At 34.3% G+C, this 16,013-nt stretch carries 15 protein-coding genes; 10 read left to right on the plus strand and 5 right to left on the minus strand.

All coding sequences use genetic code 11. From position 1 onward, the window contains the following. Window positions 1-167 precede the first annotated feature (167 nt). From FHR29_RS16195 to FHR29_RS16205, 3 genes are all read right to left on the minus strand, one after another. The gene (locus FHR29_RS16195) at window positions 168-1,739 is read right to left on the minus strand and encodes a calcineurin-like phosphoesterase C-terminal domain-containing protein (RefSeq protein ID WP_183915778.1); all 1,572 of its coding nucleotides are present in this window, start codon (window positions 1,737-1,739) and stop codon (window positions 168-170) included. A 144-nt stretch (window positions 1,740-1,883) separates the two neighbouring features. Then, entirely contained in the window at window positions 1,884-2,396 is a 513-nt protein-coding gene (locus tag FHR29_RS16200; RefSeq protein WP_232789200.1) for a hypothetical protein, read from the minus strand. Window positions 2,397-2,489: 93 nt separating this feature from the next. Beyond that, complete coding sequence (locus FHR29_RS16205) at window positions 2,490-2,981, minus strand: NlpC/P60 family protein (protein WP_311732299.1); 492 nt, start codon at window positions 2,979-2,981, stop codon at window positions 2,490-2,492. A 190-nt stretch (window positions 2,982-3,171) separates the two neighbouring features. On the opposite strand from FHR29_RS16205, the gene FHR29_RS16210 reads away from it, so the two are divergent. Beyond that, the gene (locus FHR29_RS16210; protein WP_168128375.1) at window positions 3,172-4,068 is read left to right on the plus strand and encodes a DMT family transporter; all 897 of its coding nucleotides are present in this window, start codon (window positions 3,172-3,174) and stop codon (window positions 4,066-4,068) included. Between the two features lie 55 nt (window positions 4,069-4,123). Here the strand turns inward: FHR29_RS16210 and mtaB are convergent, their stop codons facing one another. Continuing rightward, the gene (gene mtaB, locus FHR29_RS16215; protein WP_183915780.1) at window positions 4,124-5,443 is read right to left on the minus strand and encodes a tRNA (N(6)-L-threonylcarbamoyladenosine(37)-C(2))-methylthiotransferase MtaB; all 1,320 of its coding nucleotides are present in this window, start codon (window positions 5,441-5,443) and stop codon (window positions 4,124-4,126) included. Window positions 5,444-5,777: 334 nt separating this feature from the next. Between mtaB and FHR29_RS16220 the strand changes: the two genes are divergently transcribed. From FHR29_RS16220 to FHR29_RS16235, 4 genes are all read left to right on the plus strand, one after another. Next, entirely contained in the window at window positions 5,778-6,599 is an 822-nt protein-coding gene (locus FHR29_RS16220; RefSeq protein WP_021190139.1) for a thymidylate synthase, read from the plus strand. Window positions 6,600-6,636: 37 nt separating this feature from the next. Further along, window positions 6,637-7,131, plus strand: a complete 495-nt coding sequence (locus tag FHR29_RS16225; protein ID WP_183915782.1) for a dihydrofolate reductase — start codon at window positions 6,637-6,639, stop codon at window positions 7,129-7,131. Between the two features lie 29 nt (window positions 7,132-7,160). Beyond that, complete coding sequence (locus tag FHR29_RS16230) at window positions 7,161-7,778, plus strand: hypothetical protein (RefSeq protein WP_183915784.1); 618 nt, start codon at window positions 7,161-7,163, stop codon at window positions 7,776-7,778. A gap of 143 nt (window positions 7,779-7,921) precedes the next feature. Beyond that, entirely contained in the window at window positions 7,922-9,106 is a 1,185-nt protein-coding gene (locus FHR29_RS16235) for a serine hydrolase (RefSeq protein WP_183915786.1), read from the plus strand. Window positions 9,107-9,160: 54 nt separating this feature from the next. On the opposite strand, the gene FHR29_RS16240 is transcribed toward FHR29_RS16235, so the two are convergent. After that, complete coding sequence (locus tag FHR29_RS16240; protein WP_132844568.1) at window positions 9,161-10,165, minus strand: D-alanine--D-alanine ligase; 1,005 nt, start codon at window positions 10,163-10,165, stop codon at window positions 9,161-9,163. 155 nt (window positions 10,166-10,320) lie between these two features. On the opposite strand from FHR29_RS16240, the gene FHR29_RS16245 reads away from it, so the two are divergent. The 5 genes from FHR29_RS16245 to rpsA all read left to right on the plus strand — a co-directional run bounded on the left by FHR29_RS16245 (window position 10,321) and on the right by rpsA (window position 15,971). After that, window positions 10,321-11,139, plus strand: coding sequence for a PASTA domain-containing protein (locus FHR29_RS16245; protein ID WP_132844570.1), 819 nt, complete (start codon window positions 10,321-10,323; stop codon window positions 11,137-11,139). Between the two features lie 2 nt (window positions 11,140-11,141). After that, a complete protein-coding gene (gene mltG, locus FHR29_RS16250; protein ID WP_183915788.1) occupies window positions 11,142-12,182 on the plus strand; it encodes an endolytic transglycosylase MltG in 1,041 nt (346 codons plus the stop codon). A gap of 1 nt (window position 12,183) precedes the next feature. Continuing rightward, on the plus strand, window positions 12,184-12,591 hold the full coding sequence (locus FHR29_RS16255; RefSeq protein WP_132844574.1) for a thioesterase family protein: 408 nt from the start codon (window positions 12,184-12,186) through the stop codon (window positions 12,589-12,591). 2 nt (window positions 12,592-12,593) lie between these two features. Beyond that, complete coding sequence (locus FHR29_RS16260; protein ID WP_132844576.1) at window positions 12,594-13,568, plus strand: YihY/virulence factor BrkB family protein; 975 nt, start codon at window positions 12,594-12,596, stop codon at window positions 13,566-13,568. Window positions 13,569-14,036: 468 nt separating this feature from the next. Next, a complete protein-coding gene (gene rpsA / locus FHR29_RS16265) occupies window positions 14,037-15,971 on the plus strand; it encodes a 30S ribosomal protein S1 (protein ID WP_132844577.1) in 1,935 nt (644 codons plus the stop codon). The last annotated feature ends 42 nt before the right edge of the window (window positions 15,972-16,013 follow it).

Genomic DNA, 16,013 nt, shown 5'->3' on the forward strand with positions numbered 1-16,013 from the left:
CCCAACAGACCCCACATTAACCCTTTACTATATGAATCAAAAATTACTCTGATACAAATATAAAGTTGTCATATTAAGCAATCCTTAACTAAAGTTTAATCTTTCATCATTATTTATAAAAAAAGCAACCTTAAAAAGGTTGCTTCACGGTTTTATATGGTTATTTACTATTTTGTTTTATTTACAACCTCAATTTCCTTTACAGCTGTATGTATCCGGTTAAATAAATCAGAGGCTTTCACTTCAATTTTATATTTTCCTGTCTTTAACTTTGGCAATTTCAATCTCCATAAGTGAGAACTATTAGTACCATCAGAAGGCCTTCTTCCTTCTTTATAATCGGTTGCTAGGTCATACTGCTTAACCGCATCATCAAAGGATGGATCAACTTCTTTGACCTGATCCATTTCTTTCCATTGACTATCATTTATACGATATAATACTTGATCACCTTCTTTTCCAATAAAAAAATTTGCATAAACTGGGTATCGTTGTACATATTTTTGATCTACAATTGATGGTCCAGATAGTGCAATTTGATAAGCCTCATCTTTCCCTACCACCTTATAATCAAATGTATATTGATTATTTTTAATATTTAAAATAGCGTAACCTTTTGGGGTACCATCTCGCATGGTCGATACAGGTATTCCATTTTCATCCAGTTCTCCAGAGTACCAATCGCCAGAAGTTGTTCCTACATTATATTCATGGTGCGGTTTTGATTGCTTCCAGCCATCCTTAGCGCCAAAGAAATTTTGTTGCTGGAAATGTGTATGAGCCGATAAAGAAAGTGTGTGGGGAAATTCACTTAAAATATCAAATAATCGATCACGATCTTCAGTACGAAAAACCTCAGAATTTTCATGTTCAAGCGGGATGTGAAAAGCCAATACAATTAACTTATCTTTTGGCACAAACTTCAGATCATTGGCAATAAACTCCAATTGATCTTTACGCAAACCTCCTTTATATCCTTTTCCTGTATCAGGATTAGGATAAATAATATCATCAAGAACTAAAAAGTGAGCATTTCCATAATTAAAAGAATAAGTTGCGGGACCAAAAGAAGCTTCAAAAGCTTCATCCGAATAGCTATCTTCTTTTGTATCAAAATTTAAATCATGATTACCAATTACATTATACCAGGGTAAACCCATTAATGAAATTGTACTTTTATATGCCGGATGCAATGACAAATCATTACCAACTAGATCTCCTAAGCTGATCCCAAACACAGCAGCATTTTTATTGGATATACGATCTATAATTCCTCTTTTAAAATAATCCATTTCGGTCATATCATAAGCTTGTGGATCTCCAAATACAAACGCAGAAAAATCTCTTGATTCAGATTGAGCTGTCAAACCAAAATTGATATCCTTAGGTAATTTTCCAGTAGGTGAAACTCCCTTATAGGTCAATTCCGGACTTCCCTGAGGTTTATGTATATAATAAAATTGTGGTTGATTTGCTGCACTAAGCGGTAGTGCGTAATCAGCAGGTTTAATAACAAAAATAATATTGTCTTCATCAACAGGCAATTTATATTGACCCTGGGCATCAGTTTGAACGACCTCTACCCCATTACTCACAGAGACATTTGGTATACCCCGTTCTTTTTTATCAAGAATTCCATTTTTATTGATATCATCAAAAACAACACCTGTTGCAATTTCCTGAGCGCTAACCGTGTAACTTAAAGATAAAGCTGTTGCAACAGCAAAAATATTTTTCATTTGAATATATAACATAATTAAAGCCGAAGCTAATACTCTAATATGAATCAATAGTCACCTGATGTTTAACAAACTGTTAATTTATATACAAAAAAGGGATAATCATATGATTATCCCTTTTTTGTATATAATATTTTATTTTATCTACTTAACGTTTGATCTAGATTGAGCCGCGGCTAATATTCGGTTGACTTCATCGATCATAGACTTTCCTGCATTTCGCATTTTTTCATTACCAGCAAAATCAGCGTCCATCGTGACTTTTTTTGATTTGTCTTTATAATTCATCTCTAAATAAAAACGAGGCGTTTCTGTTTCAGGATTTACTTTTGCTTCAGGTCCCGTCATGTCATCATCCAAATTCCAAAAACCTAATTCTTGAGCTTTCCGATGTAAGTAAAGCAAATCATCTTTAGTCATGCGAACCGTATCACGCTCTATCTCGTTTGTTTTGGTCACATACTGAAAAATTCCAGTTTTTGAATCATACTGATTATCCATATGATTCGGCTCACCGTATCGAAAGACCACAGACTGAAAATCTGTGAAACGGAAAGGCGCATTGCTAATCATATTACTGTAGTAGTAAACACAGTAAATTAGAAATGGTACAACAATACATAAACCCAAAAAAATCTTTTTACCCTTGATACTCATCTTTATTTTAGTTTTTGACAAAAATAAGGATTAAAATAGCTTTATAAAGTTTTATCTATTATTTGACATAAAAAAGGGAATTCGTATTACCAATCAGGATTTTGGTGTTCCAGCATTCGTGAAATATTTGGCGTACCACGAATCTTTTAAGTCAGAAATAATAACACCTTTTTTTGTCGATACATGTACAAATTTATTATTATGCAGATATACGCCAACATGATCCACATTACGTCCCCCGAACGAAAAAAAAACCAAATCACCTTCTTTAAGTTGGGAATTTCGCTTGCTCTTAATTGCACCATCCATATCTCTAGATGAACGAGGTAAATTCTCTTTATATACTTTAAGATATAATATATTAACAAAACCTGAACAATCCACCCCTCTTTTTGTTGCACCTCCCATTCGATGTGGTATACCCATCCATTCGTCAATAAAAGAATAAAGCGTAGGATTGAGTTCCTTTTTCTTTACTTGCAAAAGATCTGCGTAATTATCTAATGAGCTTGTACTATAATTCTTACCTCTAGCTTCACTGGCATCTGTCAAAACTGTACTGCTGTGGCCACTGTTACTGTTCACCTTTTTATTAACTGAACAACTACTGAGTAAAAGTATCAGGCTGAAAAAAAATAATATATTACGTTTTATAGACATATCAATATCAAATGTTAGGTAAATGTAATAAAACCAAATTTAACTGACAAACAAGCCCTTCTTTCTTCATATCTCTTTTCAAATTGTAATTTTGTCGGAATTTGTAAAATATAATATGGAAAAATTAAAAGGTGCTATTGCTGTATTTGTCGGTGCAAGTAGTTTTGGACTGTTGTCAACATTTGTCAAAAAAGCATATGCGCAAGATTACACTTTAGGGCAAGTAACTGGAGTACAAGCTATTTTTGGAATGATTATCTTATGGGCAGTTTATCTACTGATTCAGTTACTAAACCCAAAAGCAAATCATGGTTTCTCTAAAAAATCTAATAAATGGAAAATTGTTATCAGTGGTATTTCTACAGGTCTAGTAAGTTTAGTTTATTACAAATGCGTTCAATTAGTGCCTGCTTCATTGGCGATTGTTCTATTAATGCAATACATCTGGATAGGAACGTTAATTGAATATATTATATTCAAAAATAGACCTACTAATCGTCAATTGATTGGTATTGCAATTGTACTTATAGGCACTGTATTTGCAACAGGTCTTATTGAACAAGGAATCGATAAACTCAATTGGACCGGCATTACCTACGGAGTATTAGCAGCAACTGCTTATGCAGTATTTCTAATTGTTAACGGACGAGTTGGAAATGACTATCCGCCAGTTCAAAAAAGTGCATTAATGGTCACTGGATCCTGCATCATGATCTGTTCCATCTTTCCGCCAACATTTTTAATATCGGGAGCTTTAGGTGACAGCATATGGCATTTCGGACTTATTCTTTCTTTCTTCGGAACTGTTATTCCACCATTATTATTTGCTTATGGAATTCCTAAAATCGGTTATTCTCTAAGTGGTATTTTAAGTTCTGCAGAACTACCAGTAGCAACTGCTATGTCATACTTCATACTTAAAGAAACTGTAAGTCCTATTCAATGGATAGGTGTATTCATGATATTAGCAACCGTCATTTGGTTAAATGCTAAAAAGGAAAAAGTTGCATAACGACAAGGGCTCAATTCTAATCGAATTGAGCCCTTATCTTTTATATCATCTAGCATTAGTGTGCTAATATTTCTTTTAACTCTTCTATTTCAACTTCACAACCATCTGTGATCGATAAGAATTTCACATGTGCAACTTCGTTGACCAGCAAAGGATCGTAGGCTGTACGAACTTTCACATAATTTTTGGAGAAACCATGCATATATCCGTCCTTCTCATCACTCTCAAAAAGTACTTCGCCTACTTTATCCAATTGTTTCTCATAGAAAGCACGACGTTTTTTCTCTGACAAAATGTGCAGCATTTTACTACGGTCACTGCGCTGAGATCCAGGGACTGCCCCTTCCATCTGTGCAGCTATTGTATTTTCACGTTCAGAATAAGTAAAGACATGCAAATAGGAAATGTCCATGTCATTTAAAAAATTGTAAGTGTCGATAAAGTCTTCACGAGTCTCTCCAGGAAATCCTACAATGACATCAACGCCAATACAGCAATCCGGCATTAATTCCTTAATCTTCTCCACACGCTGTGCATACAGCTCTCGCTTGTAACGCCGACGCATCATACTCAATACTTTATTATTTCCAGACTGTAAAGGCATATGAAAATGTGGAACAAAACGTTTTGATTGTGCTACAAATTCAATAATCTCATTGGCCAAAAGATTTGGCTCTATCGAAGAAATACGGATACGGTCTATTCCTGACACTTCGTCCAAAGCCTTTACAAGGTCTAAGAATTTATCTTGTCGTTTACCGTCTCGGATACCAAAATCACCGATATTTACACCCGTTAGCACAATTTCTTTTACGCCAGATGCCGCAATTTCCTCGGCTTGACGTACGATATCCTCAATTTTCCCTGAACGGCTTGCTCCACGAGCAAGAGGAATTGTACAAAATGTACAAGAATAATCACATCCATCTTGTACTTTTAGAAATGTACGCGTACGGTCACCGATTGAATAGGCAGATACAAATTGATTGGTTTCATCAATTGGTGCATTATGGACAACAGCCTTCTCGTTTTTTGTCAGATCATTGATATGTTCGATAATATTAAACTTTTCTGCGGCACCTAAAACCATATCCACTCCCGGGATTTCAGCAATCTCAGCTGGTTTCAACTGCGCATAACAACCGACAATGGTGATATAAGCATTAGGTGAATATTTAAGTGCTTCCTTTACTACCTTGCGACATTTCTTATCTGCATGATCCGTGACTGAACATGTATTAATAACGTAAACATCTGCCGCACTATTGAATGGCGTGGTTTCATAACCCGCATCTTGAAAGACACGACCTATGGAGGATGTTTCTGAAAAATTCAATTTACATCCTAAGGTATAGAAAGCTACTTTTTTACTCATAATGATTTTGCAAAAATACAACAAAAAGCTCCAAATGAAAATTCTTAATTCTGATTTAAACGCTTTTCAATTAATTATGAGATTTTAATGATCCAAAATTTAACAATATCAGTTTTGATTTCTTTATTTTACCGTCTTTCTTTACATTGCTATGATAGTATACCACATATGAAAATGATGTGCACACTTTTATAAATTTTCGTGAGAATACTTCAAAAAATCTTACCTTCGTATAGAATATTACATGATTATACAGCGAGCATCTTTGTTGGTATATTACAGCCAAAAAGATGCTATTTGTTAATCACAAAATAAATAAAAGCAACTATTTACAATGAAACAATATCTTGACTTACTAAAGCACGTATATACAAACGGGGTTATTAAAACTGACCGTACTGGAACTGGAACTAAAAGTGTATTTGGATATCAGATGCGTTTCAATTTAAAGGAGGGCTTTCCACTTGTTACTACAAAAAAATTACATTTAAGATCAATTATCCATGAATTGATCTGGTTTTTGAAAGGTGAAACAAACATCAAATATTTAAAAGACAATGGTGTCAGTATCTGGGATGAGTGGGCAGATGAAAATGGTAATTTAGGTCCTGTTTATGGATCACAATGGCGTTCATGGCCAACTCCTGATGGAGGCCATATCGATCAGATTGAAAAAATAATCAAGCAATTGAAGACTTCACCCGATTCAAGAAGAATCATTGTGTCTGCCTGGAATGTTGCAGAAATTGAAAATATGGCTTTACCTCCTTGTCATGCATTTTTTCAATTCTATGTTGCTCCTGCTGATCCTGAAAATGGAATCTTAAAACCACAGTTGTCTTGTCAGCTATATCAAAGAAGTGCAGATATCTTTTTAGGTGTACCATTTAATATTGCCTCTTATGCTTTATTAACCATGATGGTGGCACAGGTTTGTGATATGGAAGCTGCTGAATTTATTCACACCTTAGGAGATGCCCATATATACAGTAATCACTTCGAACAAACAGAATTACAATTGAGCCGTGAACCAAAGGCTTTACCTCAATTAAAAATCAATCCCGAAGTAAAAGATATCTTTGATTTTAAATTTGAAGACTTCGAGTTGTTAAATTATGAATCCCATTCGCATATTAAAGCTCCTGTAGCAGTTTAAAAAGAATCTTCCTTATATACATGTGTAACCTATAGAAATGAGTAAACTTAAAATAACATTAATTGTCGCCGCTACTGAAAATAATGTAATCGGTAAAGGAAATAAAATGCCTTGGCATTTACCAAATGATCTTAAATATTTCAAAAAAAATACACTTGAACATAGTGTGGTTATGGGGAGAAAAACTTTTGAGTCTCTTGGTAAACCATTACCAGATCGCAGAAATATTATCTTGACAAGAGACATGACCGCAAAATCTGATGATGTGGACATCGCCAATAGCTTTCAAGAAGTATTAAACTATTGCAGAGATGAAAGAGAGATCTTTGTTATTGGTGGTGGCGAAATATTTAAACAAACGTTACCTTTCGCGGATAAAATATTATTGACCAGGTTGCATACAACTATTGATGGAGATGCTTACTTTCCAGAATTACCAGCACATGAATGGACATTAAAAAGTGAAGATAAGCATGAAAAAGATGAGAAACATGCTTTCGACTATAGCTTTCAGGTGTACGTCAGAAAATAAAAGTTAAAATCAAAGACTATTCGAATTCTATGAATTTAATTTATATAAATACTAAAAGGTCTATTTTTTTTATTACGCTATTATTTTTAGGAAACATCAATCTTGTAAAAGCACAGTTTTCTATTCCCCCTAGTCGAATATCAACTCCTTATGGAACTGTTAATACTCCTGGAGTTTATAGCCCTAGATACTATGGTTTTAATAATGCTGATCCCACAAGTGGTAAATATGATTTTACTATAGTTTTACTCAATGATAGTAGCTTTACAAAAAAAACTAAAATAAAAATTGACTTAAAAACAAATCATTGTGATTTAAGGTGGAAATCAAAGGGAATAATACACACTATTAATCCTAAAGAGACAAAAGAAATTTACCGTACAACCTTTGATAATAGAAGAATTAAGGGAATCCCTTTAGATACGTGCTGGGCCTTTTTAATTGATTCTGGAAAAATTCGAACATACAGTATTACTTCAGATTTTAATTCGCCAACGATTGGATATATTCAATCAGGTGTAAATGGCAAAATATTGGCACTTACACCTGATAATTTAAAACCATTGGTAGGTGACAGCCCCGCGATATTAAAGCTAATTGATAAAAACAAACTGCTAAAAGCAATTAAGGAATATAATAGTAAGTAGTACTAATGGCTTCAATTTATGAAGCCATTAATATTTTAGAACTAACTGCTATATCAAAATTATATGTAATGATATTAAATACAATGCATAAGATCATGACACTATTTTTCATTCTGCTGTCGTCTCAAATATTTGCTCAAAAAATGGATACAATTTACCTCGAAAAATTATTACAAGGCCATCCCGAATTGTTTCAAAAGATCTTAGATCACCCGAGTAAAAATGAAGTTCAAATTCTCTACACGCAAATTGATCGGGATAAAAATAATGTGCCACATTTTAAATCATTCAGTTATAGATTAAATCAAAACTGGTATTTCTATCCTGCCAGCACGGTAAAGCTCCCAACGGCAATCCTAGCATTAGAAAAAATAAATGAGCTAAAAATTGCTGGATTATCAAAAGATACACCGTTAAGAATCGACTCTTCTTATGAGAAACAAACAGCTGTTGTACAAGACGAGTCTGCTAAAAACGGTCTTCCGTCAGTTGGTCAATATATTAAAAAAATCCTTTTGACGAGTGACAATGATGCACAGAACAGACTTTTTGAATTTATCGGACGTGCTGAATTAAACAGCAAATTACAAAAGCATGGCGCACAAAACTCACGCATTGTCAATAGACTGGCCACAGGTGACAAAGGTGTCTGGGCAAAACACACCAATCCCATTACTTTCTACTTAGAAGATAAAACCCTCTATAAACAGGATGCCCAATTTGATCCAAACGACTACCCTATTAAGCTAGAAAATACCCGTCAAGGAAAAGGTTACATGAATGACAAAGACGAGCTTATTCATGAACAATGGAGTTTTGAAGGGTTAAATGTTTACCCATTAGATGATCAGCAACTGATCATGAAAAAATTACTTTTCCCAGAAGCATTCGATGCTCGCAAAAGATTCAAATTAACAAATGATGATTATTCATTTTTGTACGACTACATGTCACGTTATCCGTTTGAGTCGGATTACCCTAAATATGACACAACTGAATTCTGGCCAACATATAGTAAATTGCTTTTTTATGGCCGTGATAAAAAGGCAACAATAAATCCAAATATTCGCATTTTCAATAAATATGGAGATTCATATGGTTATAATATTGATAACGCATACATTGTTGATTTTGAAAAAGGGATAGAGTTCTTATTGGCTGTAGTAATCCAATCTAATGAAAATGGAATTTATAATGATGGAATCTACGAATATGAAACTGTCACCTACCCATTTCTAAAAAACATAGGCCAAATTATCTATCAGGAAGAGCTCAAAAGAACGAAAGAATTTAGTCCTGATCTAACGAAATTTGACTTTAGAAAATAAAAAAAGTTACATTACAAGAAGTTGTAATGTAACTTTTAAAATCTCATACTGAAGTTATTTTTTTAGTGCCACTTCGATTAAATTACCGTAAAACTCTTGCTCCGTCAATCCGGCGGCGCGAACTTGTTGAGGAATAAAACTTTGGGGAGTTTGCCCTGGAATGGTATTGATTTCAATAAAATAAAACTTATCCGTATCGTTTTCCAAAAAGAAATCAATACGGACCATTCCTTTACAATTCAATCGCACATAAATCTCTTTTAAAATCTTTCCTATACGCAATTGCTGATTTACATCCAGATCCGCTGGTGTAATTTCTTCTGTAAGCCCAGGAATATACTTTGCCTCAAAATCAAAAAACTCACGTGTTGTTTTCACTTCAGTAGCCGGCAAAACAACCAATTCTCCGTCGACATTACGATAAATACCTTCCGAAAATTCACGGCCGTTTACAAACTCCTCAACAATAACCTGGCTACCGGTGTTCTCAGCATCAAAAGCTTTATCAATAGCTACTTTTAGTTCATCTGCCACTTTTACTTTGGTCATACCTATACTACTACCTCCAGCATTAGGTTTTACAAAATAAGGCAGGGATAATTTATCTTCTACCAGCTCAACAGCTTGAGCGCGCTGATTTTCAAACAATAATACAGATTTAGCTAAAAACAAATCATTAAGATCTGCCAAAATCGCTTTTGTATATCCCTTATTCATTGTTAGCGCCGAAGTCAAAGCATCACATGATGTATAAGGTATGCCAACTAAGTCAAAATAGCTCTGTAATCGCCCATCTTCACCGGGTGAACCATGAACCATTATAAAAGCCAATTCAAACTGAACAATACTATCATCAAGCACTAAAGTAAAATCTTCTTTATTGATTGCATGCTTTATTCCTGAATCACTAACATAAAACCATGCATCTTTGGTAATCGTAATTTGATAGATATCGTACTTATTGTGATCAAGCTGTGAGTATACAAATGCAGAACTTTTAAAAGAAACTTCCGCTTCACCTGTATAACCTCCAGTTATTAATGCTATTTTTGTTTTCATAAAATTATCGTGATTCTTCTAACAAATATAATTTGCTATACACAGAAAAACGAATATTTTTGTTCAATATTTAAAAGGGCAGATATTGAACAAAAATAGTGGCTTTAATCTTGCTTAGAAAATATACGATAAAATGATTTTTTAAAGAAATATAAATGTCAAAAATATTACAGTATTTAAAAACGAATACGTTTAGAAACAACATTCTAATCGCTATTGGATTTGTTTTAGCAATTTTCCTATTCATCTATCTTGGTTTAAAAGTATATACCAAACACGATGAATCGATAGAAGTTCCACAAGTAAAAGGCTTACATATTAATGCTGCTATCTCAGCATTAGAAAATGCGAACTTGGAATATCAAATTGATTCCGTTTATCAAATGGATGCTAAACCAGGTCTAGTGATTGAACAAGATCCCGAAGCTAAATTTCATGTAAAAAGCGGACGTACCATCTACTTAACTATTATTACACAGGTAGCACCAGAAATTGCGTTTCCAAAAATCAAGGATAAAACATTAATTGAAGCATCTTCTATACTAAAAAATCATAATTTACGTATAGGTGATACAACTTATATTGCAGACATAGCAAGAGATATTGTTTTAGATGCCCAATTTGCAGGGCAATCTATCCGTGATGGAAGAATGATTCCAAAAGGATCTAAAATTGATTTAATATTGGGTAATGGTCAGGGCGCAAATGAAGTTCAAATACCGGATTTATCGGGATTAACAGTTACGGAGGCAAAATTTGCACTACAGGGTATAGGATTAGCTCTGGGTACGGTGACTTACGACATTGGTGTTTCAGACACCAGTACAGCTCGTGTTATCACTCAATTTCCCGGTTTAGAAACCGGGATCACTAGCATAGGATCTAAAGTGGATCTTACGTTGTCCAATACTGTCCCTGCTACTCCACCAGTAACAGCTCCTTCTTCAACGCAAAAACAAAAAACAAATCCATAAATATGGAAAATAAAAAGAGAATACCAAATTGGTTAAAAATCATTGCACTCCTAATCTTTATTATTGGAGGATATTTCGGCTGGACAGCTTACACCACTTTCCTAGCATCAAATGTTACAGATAATCAAAAATACCTGTATATCAATACCGGTGATACTTATCCACAAGTATTACAAAAAATAAAAGATCAAAAAATAGTGGAAGATCCAAATAGTTTTGATCGCGCTGCCAAATATCAGAATTATACAGAGAGTGTTAAGCCTGGTCGTTATGCTTTGACTCCAGGTATGAACAACAGAAGATTTATCGGTAATTTGAGAGGAGGCTATCAAGATGCTGTTAAATTTAGATTCGAAAATATCCGCTTAAAGGAAAACTTTGCAGGTAAACTTGCAGAAAATTTCGAGGCTGACTCTATCACGTTCTTAAAACTATTAAATGATGAGAATCTAGCAAAGTCATACGGTTTTACTAAAGATAATTTCATTGCAATGTTTATTCCAAATACATATGAACTTTATTGGAATACTGCGCCCGAAAAATTATTTGCACGTTTTCATGATGAATGGAAAAAATTCTGGACAAAAGATCGCTTAGCAAAAGCAAAAGCAATCAACCTGACACCACAAGAAGTTAGTTCCCTTGCTGCCATCGTTAAAGGTGAAGCACTTCACAAAGACGAGATGCCCGCTATCGCTGGGTTATATCTCAACAGATTAAAAAAAGGAATGCTTTTACAGGCTGATCCGACAGTGATTTTTGCCACTCAAGATTTTACTATCCGACGTGTATTGAATAAACATTTAAGAACCGATAATCCATATAACACCTATATCTATAAAGGTCTTCCTCCAGGTCCTATTATGATGCCTAGTATTGTTGCCATAGATGCTGTATTAAATTATAAGCATCACGACTATATTTATATGTGTGCTAAAGAAGACTTTTCTGGATACCATGCTTTTGCTACTAATGTCGCTGAACATCAAATAAACGCCCGCAAATTTCAAAAAGCATTAGACGAACGAAATATCAAAAAATAGTATGTTTCAATTCGAATATCAAACACGTGTACGGTATGCAGAAACCGATCAAATGGGTTATGTGTACTATGGAAACTATGCTGCATTCTACGAAATAGCTCGAACCGAAATGCTACGAAGCACTGGAATATCATACCGTGAACTGGAGGTGATGGGTGTTATGCTACCGGTTATGGAGATGAAATGTAAATACATTAAACCTGCACGGTACGATGATTTAATAACGATTAAAACCACAATCAGAAAAAAACCTGCAGTAAGAATAGTTTTTGAATATGAACTGTTCAATGAAAAAGAAGAGCTCCTAAATACAGGTGAAACAACACTTGTATTTGTTGATATCAGTAAGAACAAACCCACAATGCCACCCGCCATTTTTCTTGAAAAAATGGCGCAATACTTTGAATAAACATGTCCAATATTCATCAATACTTATTGAAATTAAAACCTTACAATCAAGTTATTGAATGGAGTAAAGGAGTGATTTTACCTGGATTTGGATCCTTGCCGCTCTATACTGTAGCCATATTCTTTTTTCAAGAAATATCTCGTGACTCTATTTTAAGCAAAGCATCATCACTTTCTTATAGTTTCATGCTGGCTATTTTTCCGGGGATCATCTTTCTATTTACATTGATCCCTTATATACCAATAGACAATTTTCAAGAACAACTTTTAGATTTTTTGGAAGTAGTCATTCCACATAATGCTTATGAAGTAGTGGAGACTACATTAGAAGACATTATTAAAAATCAGAATGGAGGACTTTTATCTTTCGGTTTTATATTGGCAGCTTACTTTGCTACCAATGGAATGGCCTCCATGATGCGAGCTTTCAATAAAGCCTCTCTTATTGCTGAAAAACGTACGTGGGTAAAACGTAGAATGATTGCGCTTGGACTCGCTTTTTTGATCATAACAGCTTTAACCATAGGAATGACTATATTTACTTATGCTGGCATTGTTGTTAATTATCTAAAAGATAGTATTGCTATAACCAATAGTTTCTGGGCCTTTGTCATAAAGGCAGCTCGTTGGTTCGTAATATTCGGTATATATTTCTTTACTGTAAGCTGCCTTTATAAATTTGCACCAACCTCTTCCCGTCGCTGGAAAATATTTAGCCCTGGAGCAACTTTAGCTACTATTTTAGCTATTCTAACTTTCTCCGGATTCGCATTCTATATCAACCATTTTGGCACGTACAATAAGCTATATGGATCTATTGGAACTTTAATTGTCATCATGATCTGGATGTATCTCAATACATTAATATTACTAATAGGTTACGAACTAAATGCGGCCATTGCTCTGTCCAAACAAAGTATTAAAATCGTAAGGCCAAAATCCTACAATTCATTCAGAGCAAATAACGAAAATTTATAGTTCGGCTTGAGAAATCGTCTATTTTTTTAAAATTAGTTTATTACACTGTAAATCGGAACAGCTGTCCAATCTTCTTATTAATTCTGCTTTTAAATATCGGCTACCAGAAAAAAAAGCACAATCCCTATCTCCCTCAAAATCAATAAAATTCATAGCCCCTATTTTTTACGTTACAATTCGATCATACTGCTCAATAATTTCTCAAATGTACCTGTACAACCAAATCGAAGTAATTTACGCCCTACAACCACTGCCAGATTAGAACAATTATTAGGAACATATGCCCCAATTCCATGTGGAAGAGTCGTAATCCAATTATGTTTTAACAGTCAATTTTGTTCAAAACTGCTAGTAATTGAATAAATGTGGATAACAATTTAAAAAAAAATAGATATAAATACTTGTTAATAAAAGTTTTTCGTATTTTTGCAGTCCCTACAATGTGGGGAAAAGGAGAAAAAATAATTAATGGCAAAAAAACAAGAAGTAGAAAAAGAGTTAGCAGCGAAAAACGCGGAGCTACAAGGCGCTGACACCAGAGTGGTGAAAGACACAGAAAAAATTGAATCAGAGGCTGATTCAAAACTAATCGAAGAAATCAAATCTAACACATGGATCACTCCAGAAGGCGAATTCGACTGGGATGCTAGTGATAAAGGTTTCGGAAATTACAGCGATGCTGAGCGCGCTAAATTAGAAGAACAATACGCAGGTACTTTCAACCAAATCAATCAAGGTGAAATTATCGAAGGTACTGTTGTTTCTATCAACAATAAAGACGTTGTCTTGAATGTTGGTTTCAAATCTGATGGTTTGGTTTCATTATCTGAATTCCGTGACTTACCAGAATTGGCAGTTGGTGACGTAGTTGACGTTTTCGTAGAGTCGCAAGAAGATGCTAATGGACAATTAGTATTATCTCGCAAACGTGCTAAAACTCAAAAATCTTGGGAAGCTATCAATGAAGCATTGGAAAATGATGCTATCATTAACGGTTTTGTTAAAAGTCGTACTAAAGGTGGTCTTATCGTTGATATCAAAGGTGTTGAAGCATTCTTACCTGGATCTCAAATCGATATTAAACCTATCCGTGATTACGATATCTACGTAGGTAAAACAATGGAATTCAAAGTTGTTAAAATCAACCACGAATTTAAAAACGTTGTCGTATCACACAAAGTATTAATTGAAAACGATTTAGAGAACCAAAAATCTGAAATCGTATCTAAATTAGAAAAAGGTCAAGTATTAGAAGGTACTGTTAAAAATATCACTGACTTCGGTGTGTTCATCGATTTAGGTGGTGTTGATGGTTTACTTCACATTACTGATATTTCATGGGGTCGTATCGAGCATCCAAAAGAGGTATTATCATTAGATCAAACTATTAACGTAGTTGTTTTAGATTTTGATGATGAGAAAAAACGTATCGCTTTAGGCTTGAAACAACTTTCTGAGCATCCTTGGGAATCTTTAGATAAAGACTTAGCTGTTGGTTCTAAAGTAAAAGGTAAAATCGTAACAGTTGCTGATTACGGTGCTTTCTTAGAAATCATCCCGGGTGTTGAAGGTTTAATTCACGTTTCTGAAATGTCTTGGTCTCAAAACTTACGTTCTCCACAAGAGTTCTTAAAAGTAAGCGATGAAATCGAAGCTGAGATCTTAACTTTAGATCGCGAAGAGCGTAAAATGAGCCTAGGTATCAAACAATTAACTCCAGATCCTTGGAAAAACATTGTTGAGCGTTACCCAGTTGGTTCTAAACAAACTGCAGTAGTTAAAAACATGACTAACTTCGGTGTGTTCGTAGAATTAGAAGAAGGTATCGACGGTTTAATCCATATTTCTGATCTATCTTGGTCTAAAAAAATCAACCACCCTAACGAGTTCACTAAAGTTGGTGAAAAATTAGACGTTGTTGTTTTAGAATTAGATGAAGAAAACAGAAAATTATCTTTAGGTCACAAACAATTAGAAGAAAACCCTTGGGATACTTTCGAGACAATCTTCACAATTGATTCAGTTCATGAAGGTACTGTGTTGAAAGTTGGTGACAAAGGTGATATCGTTGCTTTACAATATGGTGTTGAAGGATTCTGTCCATCTAAACACTCTGTAAAAGAAGATAACTCTGCACTTAAAGTTGACGAAGTTGCTTCATTCAAAATCATTGAATTCAACAAAGAAAACAAACGTCTAGTAATTTCTCACTCTCGTATCTGGGAAGATGAAAGAGCTGAAGCACGTGTTGAAGAATTCAATGCTCGTAAAAAAGAAGCTAAAGTAGCAAACAATGCTGTTAAAAAAGTAAAAGATTCAGTTGAGAAATCTACATTAGGTGACTTAGACGTTCTTGCACAATTGAAAGAGCAAATGGAAGGTGATGAGAAAAACGCTAAATAGTTTTTAACATCAACTCGATCATATTAAGCCCTAGCATTTAGC

The sequence above is a fragment of the Sphingobacterium sp. JUb56 genome, from assembly GCF_014191365.1.
Taxonomy (GTDB): Bacteria; Bacteroidota; Bacteroidia; order Sphingobacteriales; family Sphingobacteriaceae; genus Sphingobacterium; species Sphingobacterium anhuiense.

Coding starts and splice junctions, on each gene's coding strand:
- rpsA (WP_132844577.1), top strand. CDS start 14,037: ATGGCAAAAAAACAAGAAGTAGAAAAAGAGTTAGCAGCGAAAAACGCG.
- FHR29_RS16230 (WP_183915784.1), top strand. CDS start 7,161: ATGAATTTAATTTATATAAATACTAAAAGGTCTATTTTTTTTATTACG.
- FHR29_RS16260 (WP_132844576.1), top strand. CDS start 12,594: ATGTCCAATATTCATCAATACTTATTGAAATTAAAACCTTACAATCAA.
- FHR29_RS16210 (WP_168128375.1), top strand. CDS start 3,172: ATGGAAAAATTAAAAGGTGCTATTGCTGTATTTGTCGGTGCAAGTAGT.
- FHR29_RS16225 (WP_183915782.1), top strand. CDS start 6,637: ATGAGTAAACTTAAAATAACATTAATTGTCGCCGCTACTGAAAATAAT.
- mtaB (WP_183915780.1), bottom strand. CDS start 5,443: ATGAGTAAAAAAGTAGCTTTCTATACCTTAGGATGTAAATTGAATTTT.
- FHR29_RS16245 (WP_132844570.1), top strand. CDS start 10,321: ATGTCAAAAATATTACAGTATTTAAAAACGAATACGTTTAGAAACAAC.
- FHR29_RS16220 (WP_021190139.1), top strand. CDS start 5,778: ATGAAACAATATCTTGACTTACTAAAGCACGTATATACAAACGGGGTT.
- FHR29_RS16240 (WP_132844568.1), bottom strand. CDS start 10,165: ATGAAAACAAAAATAGCATTAATAACTGGAGGTTATACAGGTGAAGCG.
- FHR29_RS16235 (WP_183915786.1), top strand. CDS start 7,922: ATGGATACAATTTACCTCGAAAAATTATTACAAGGCCATCCCGAATTG.
- FHR29_RS16195 (WP_183915778.1), bottom strand. CDS start 1,739: ATGAAAAATATTTTTGCTGTTGCAACAGCTTTATCTTTAAGTTACACG.
- mltG (WP_183915788.1), top strand. CDS start 11,142: ATGGAAAATAAAAAGAGAATACCAAATTGGTTAAAAATCATTGCACTC.
- FHR29_RS16255 (WP_132844574.1), top strand. CDS start 12,184: ATGTTTCAATTCGAATATCAAACACGTGTACGGTATGCAGAAACCGAT.
- FHR29_RS16200 (WP_232789200.1), bottom strand. CDS start 2,396: ATGAGTATCAAGGGTAAAAAGATTTTTTTGGGTTTATGTATTGTTGTA.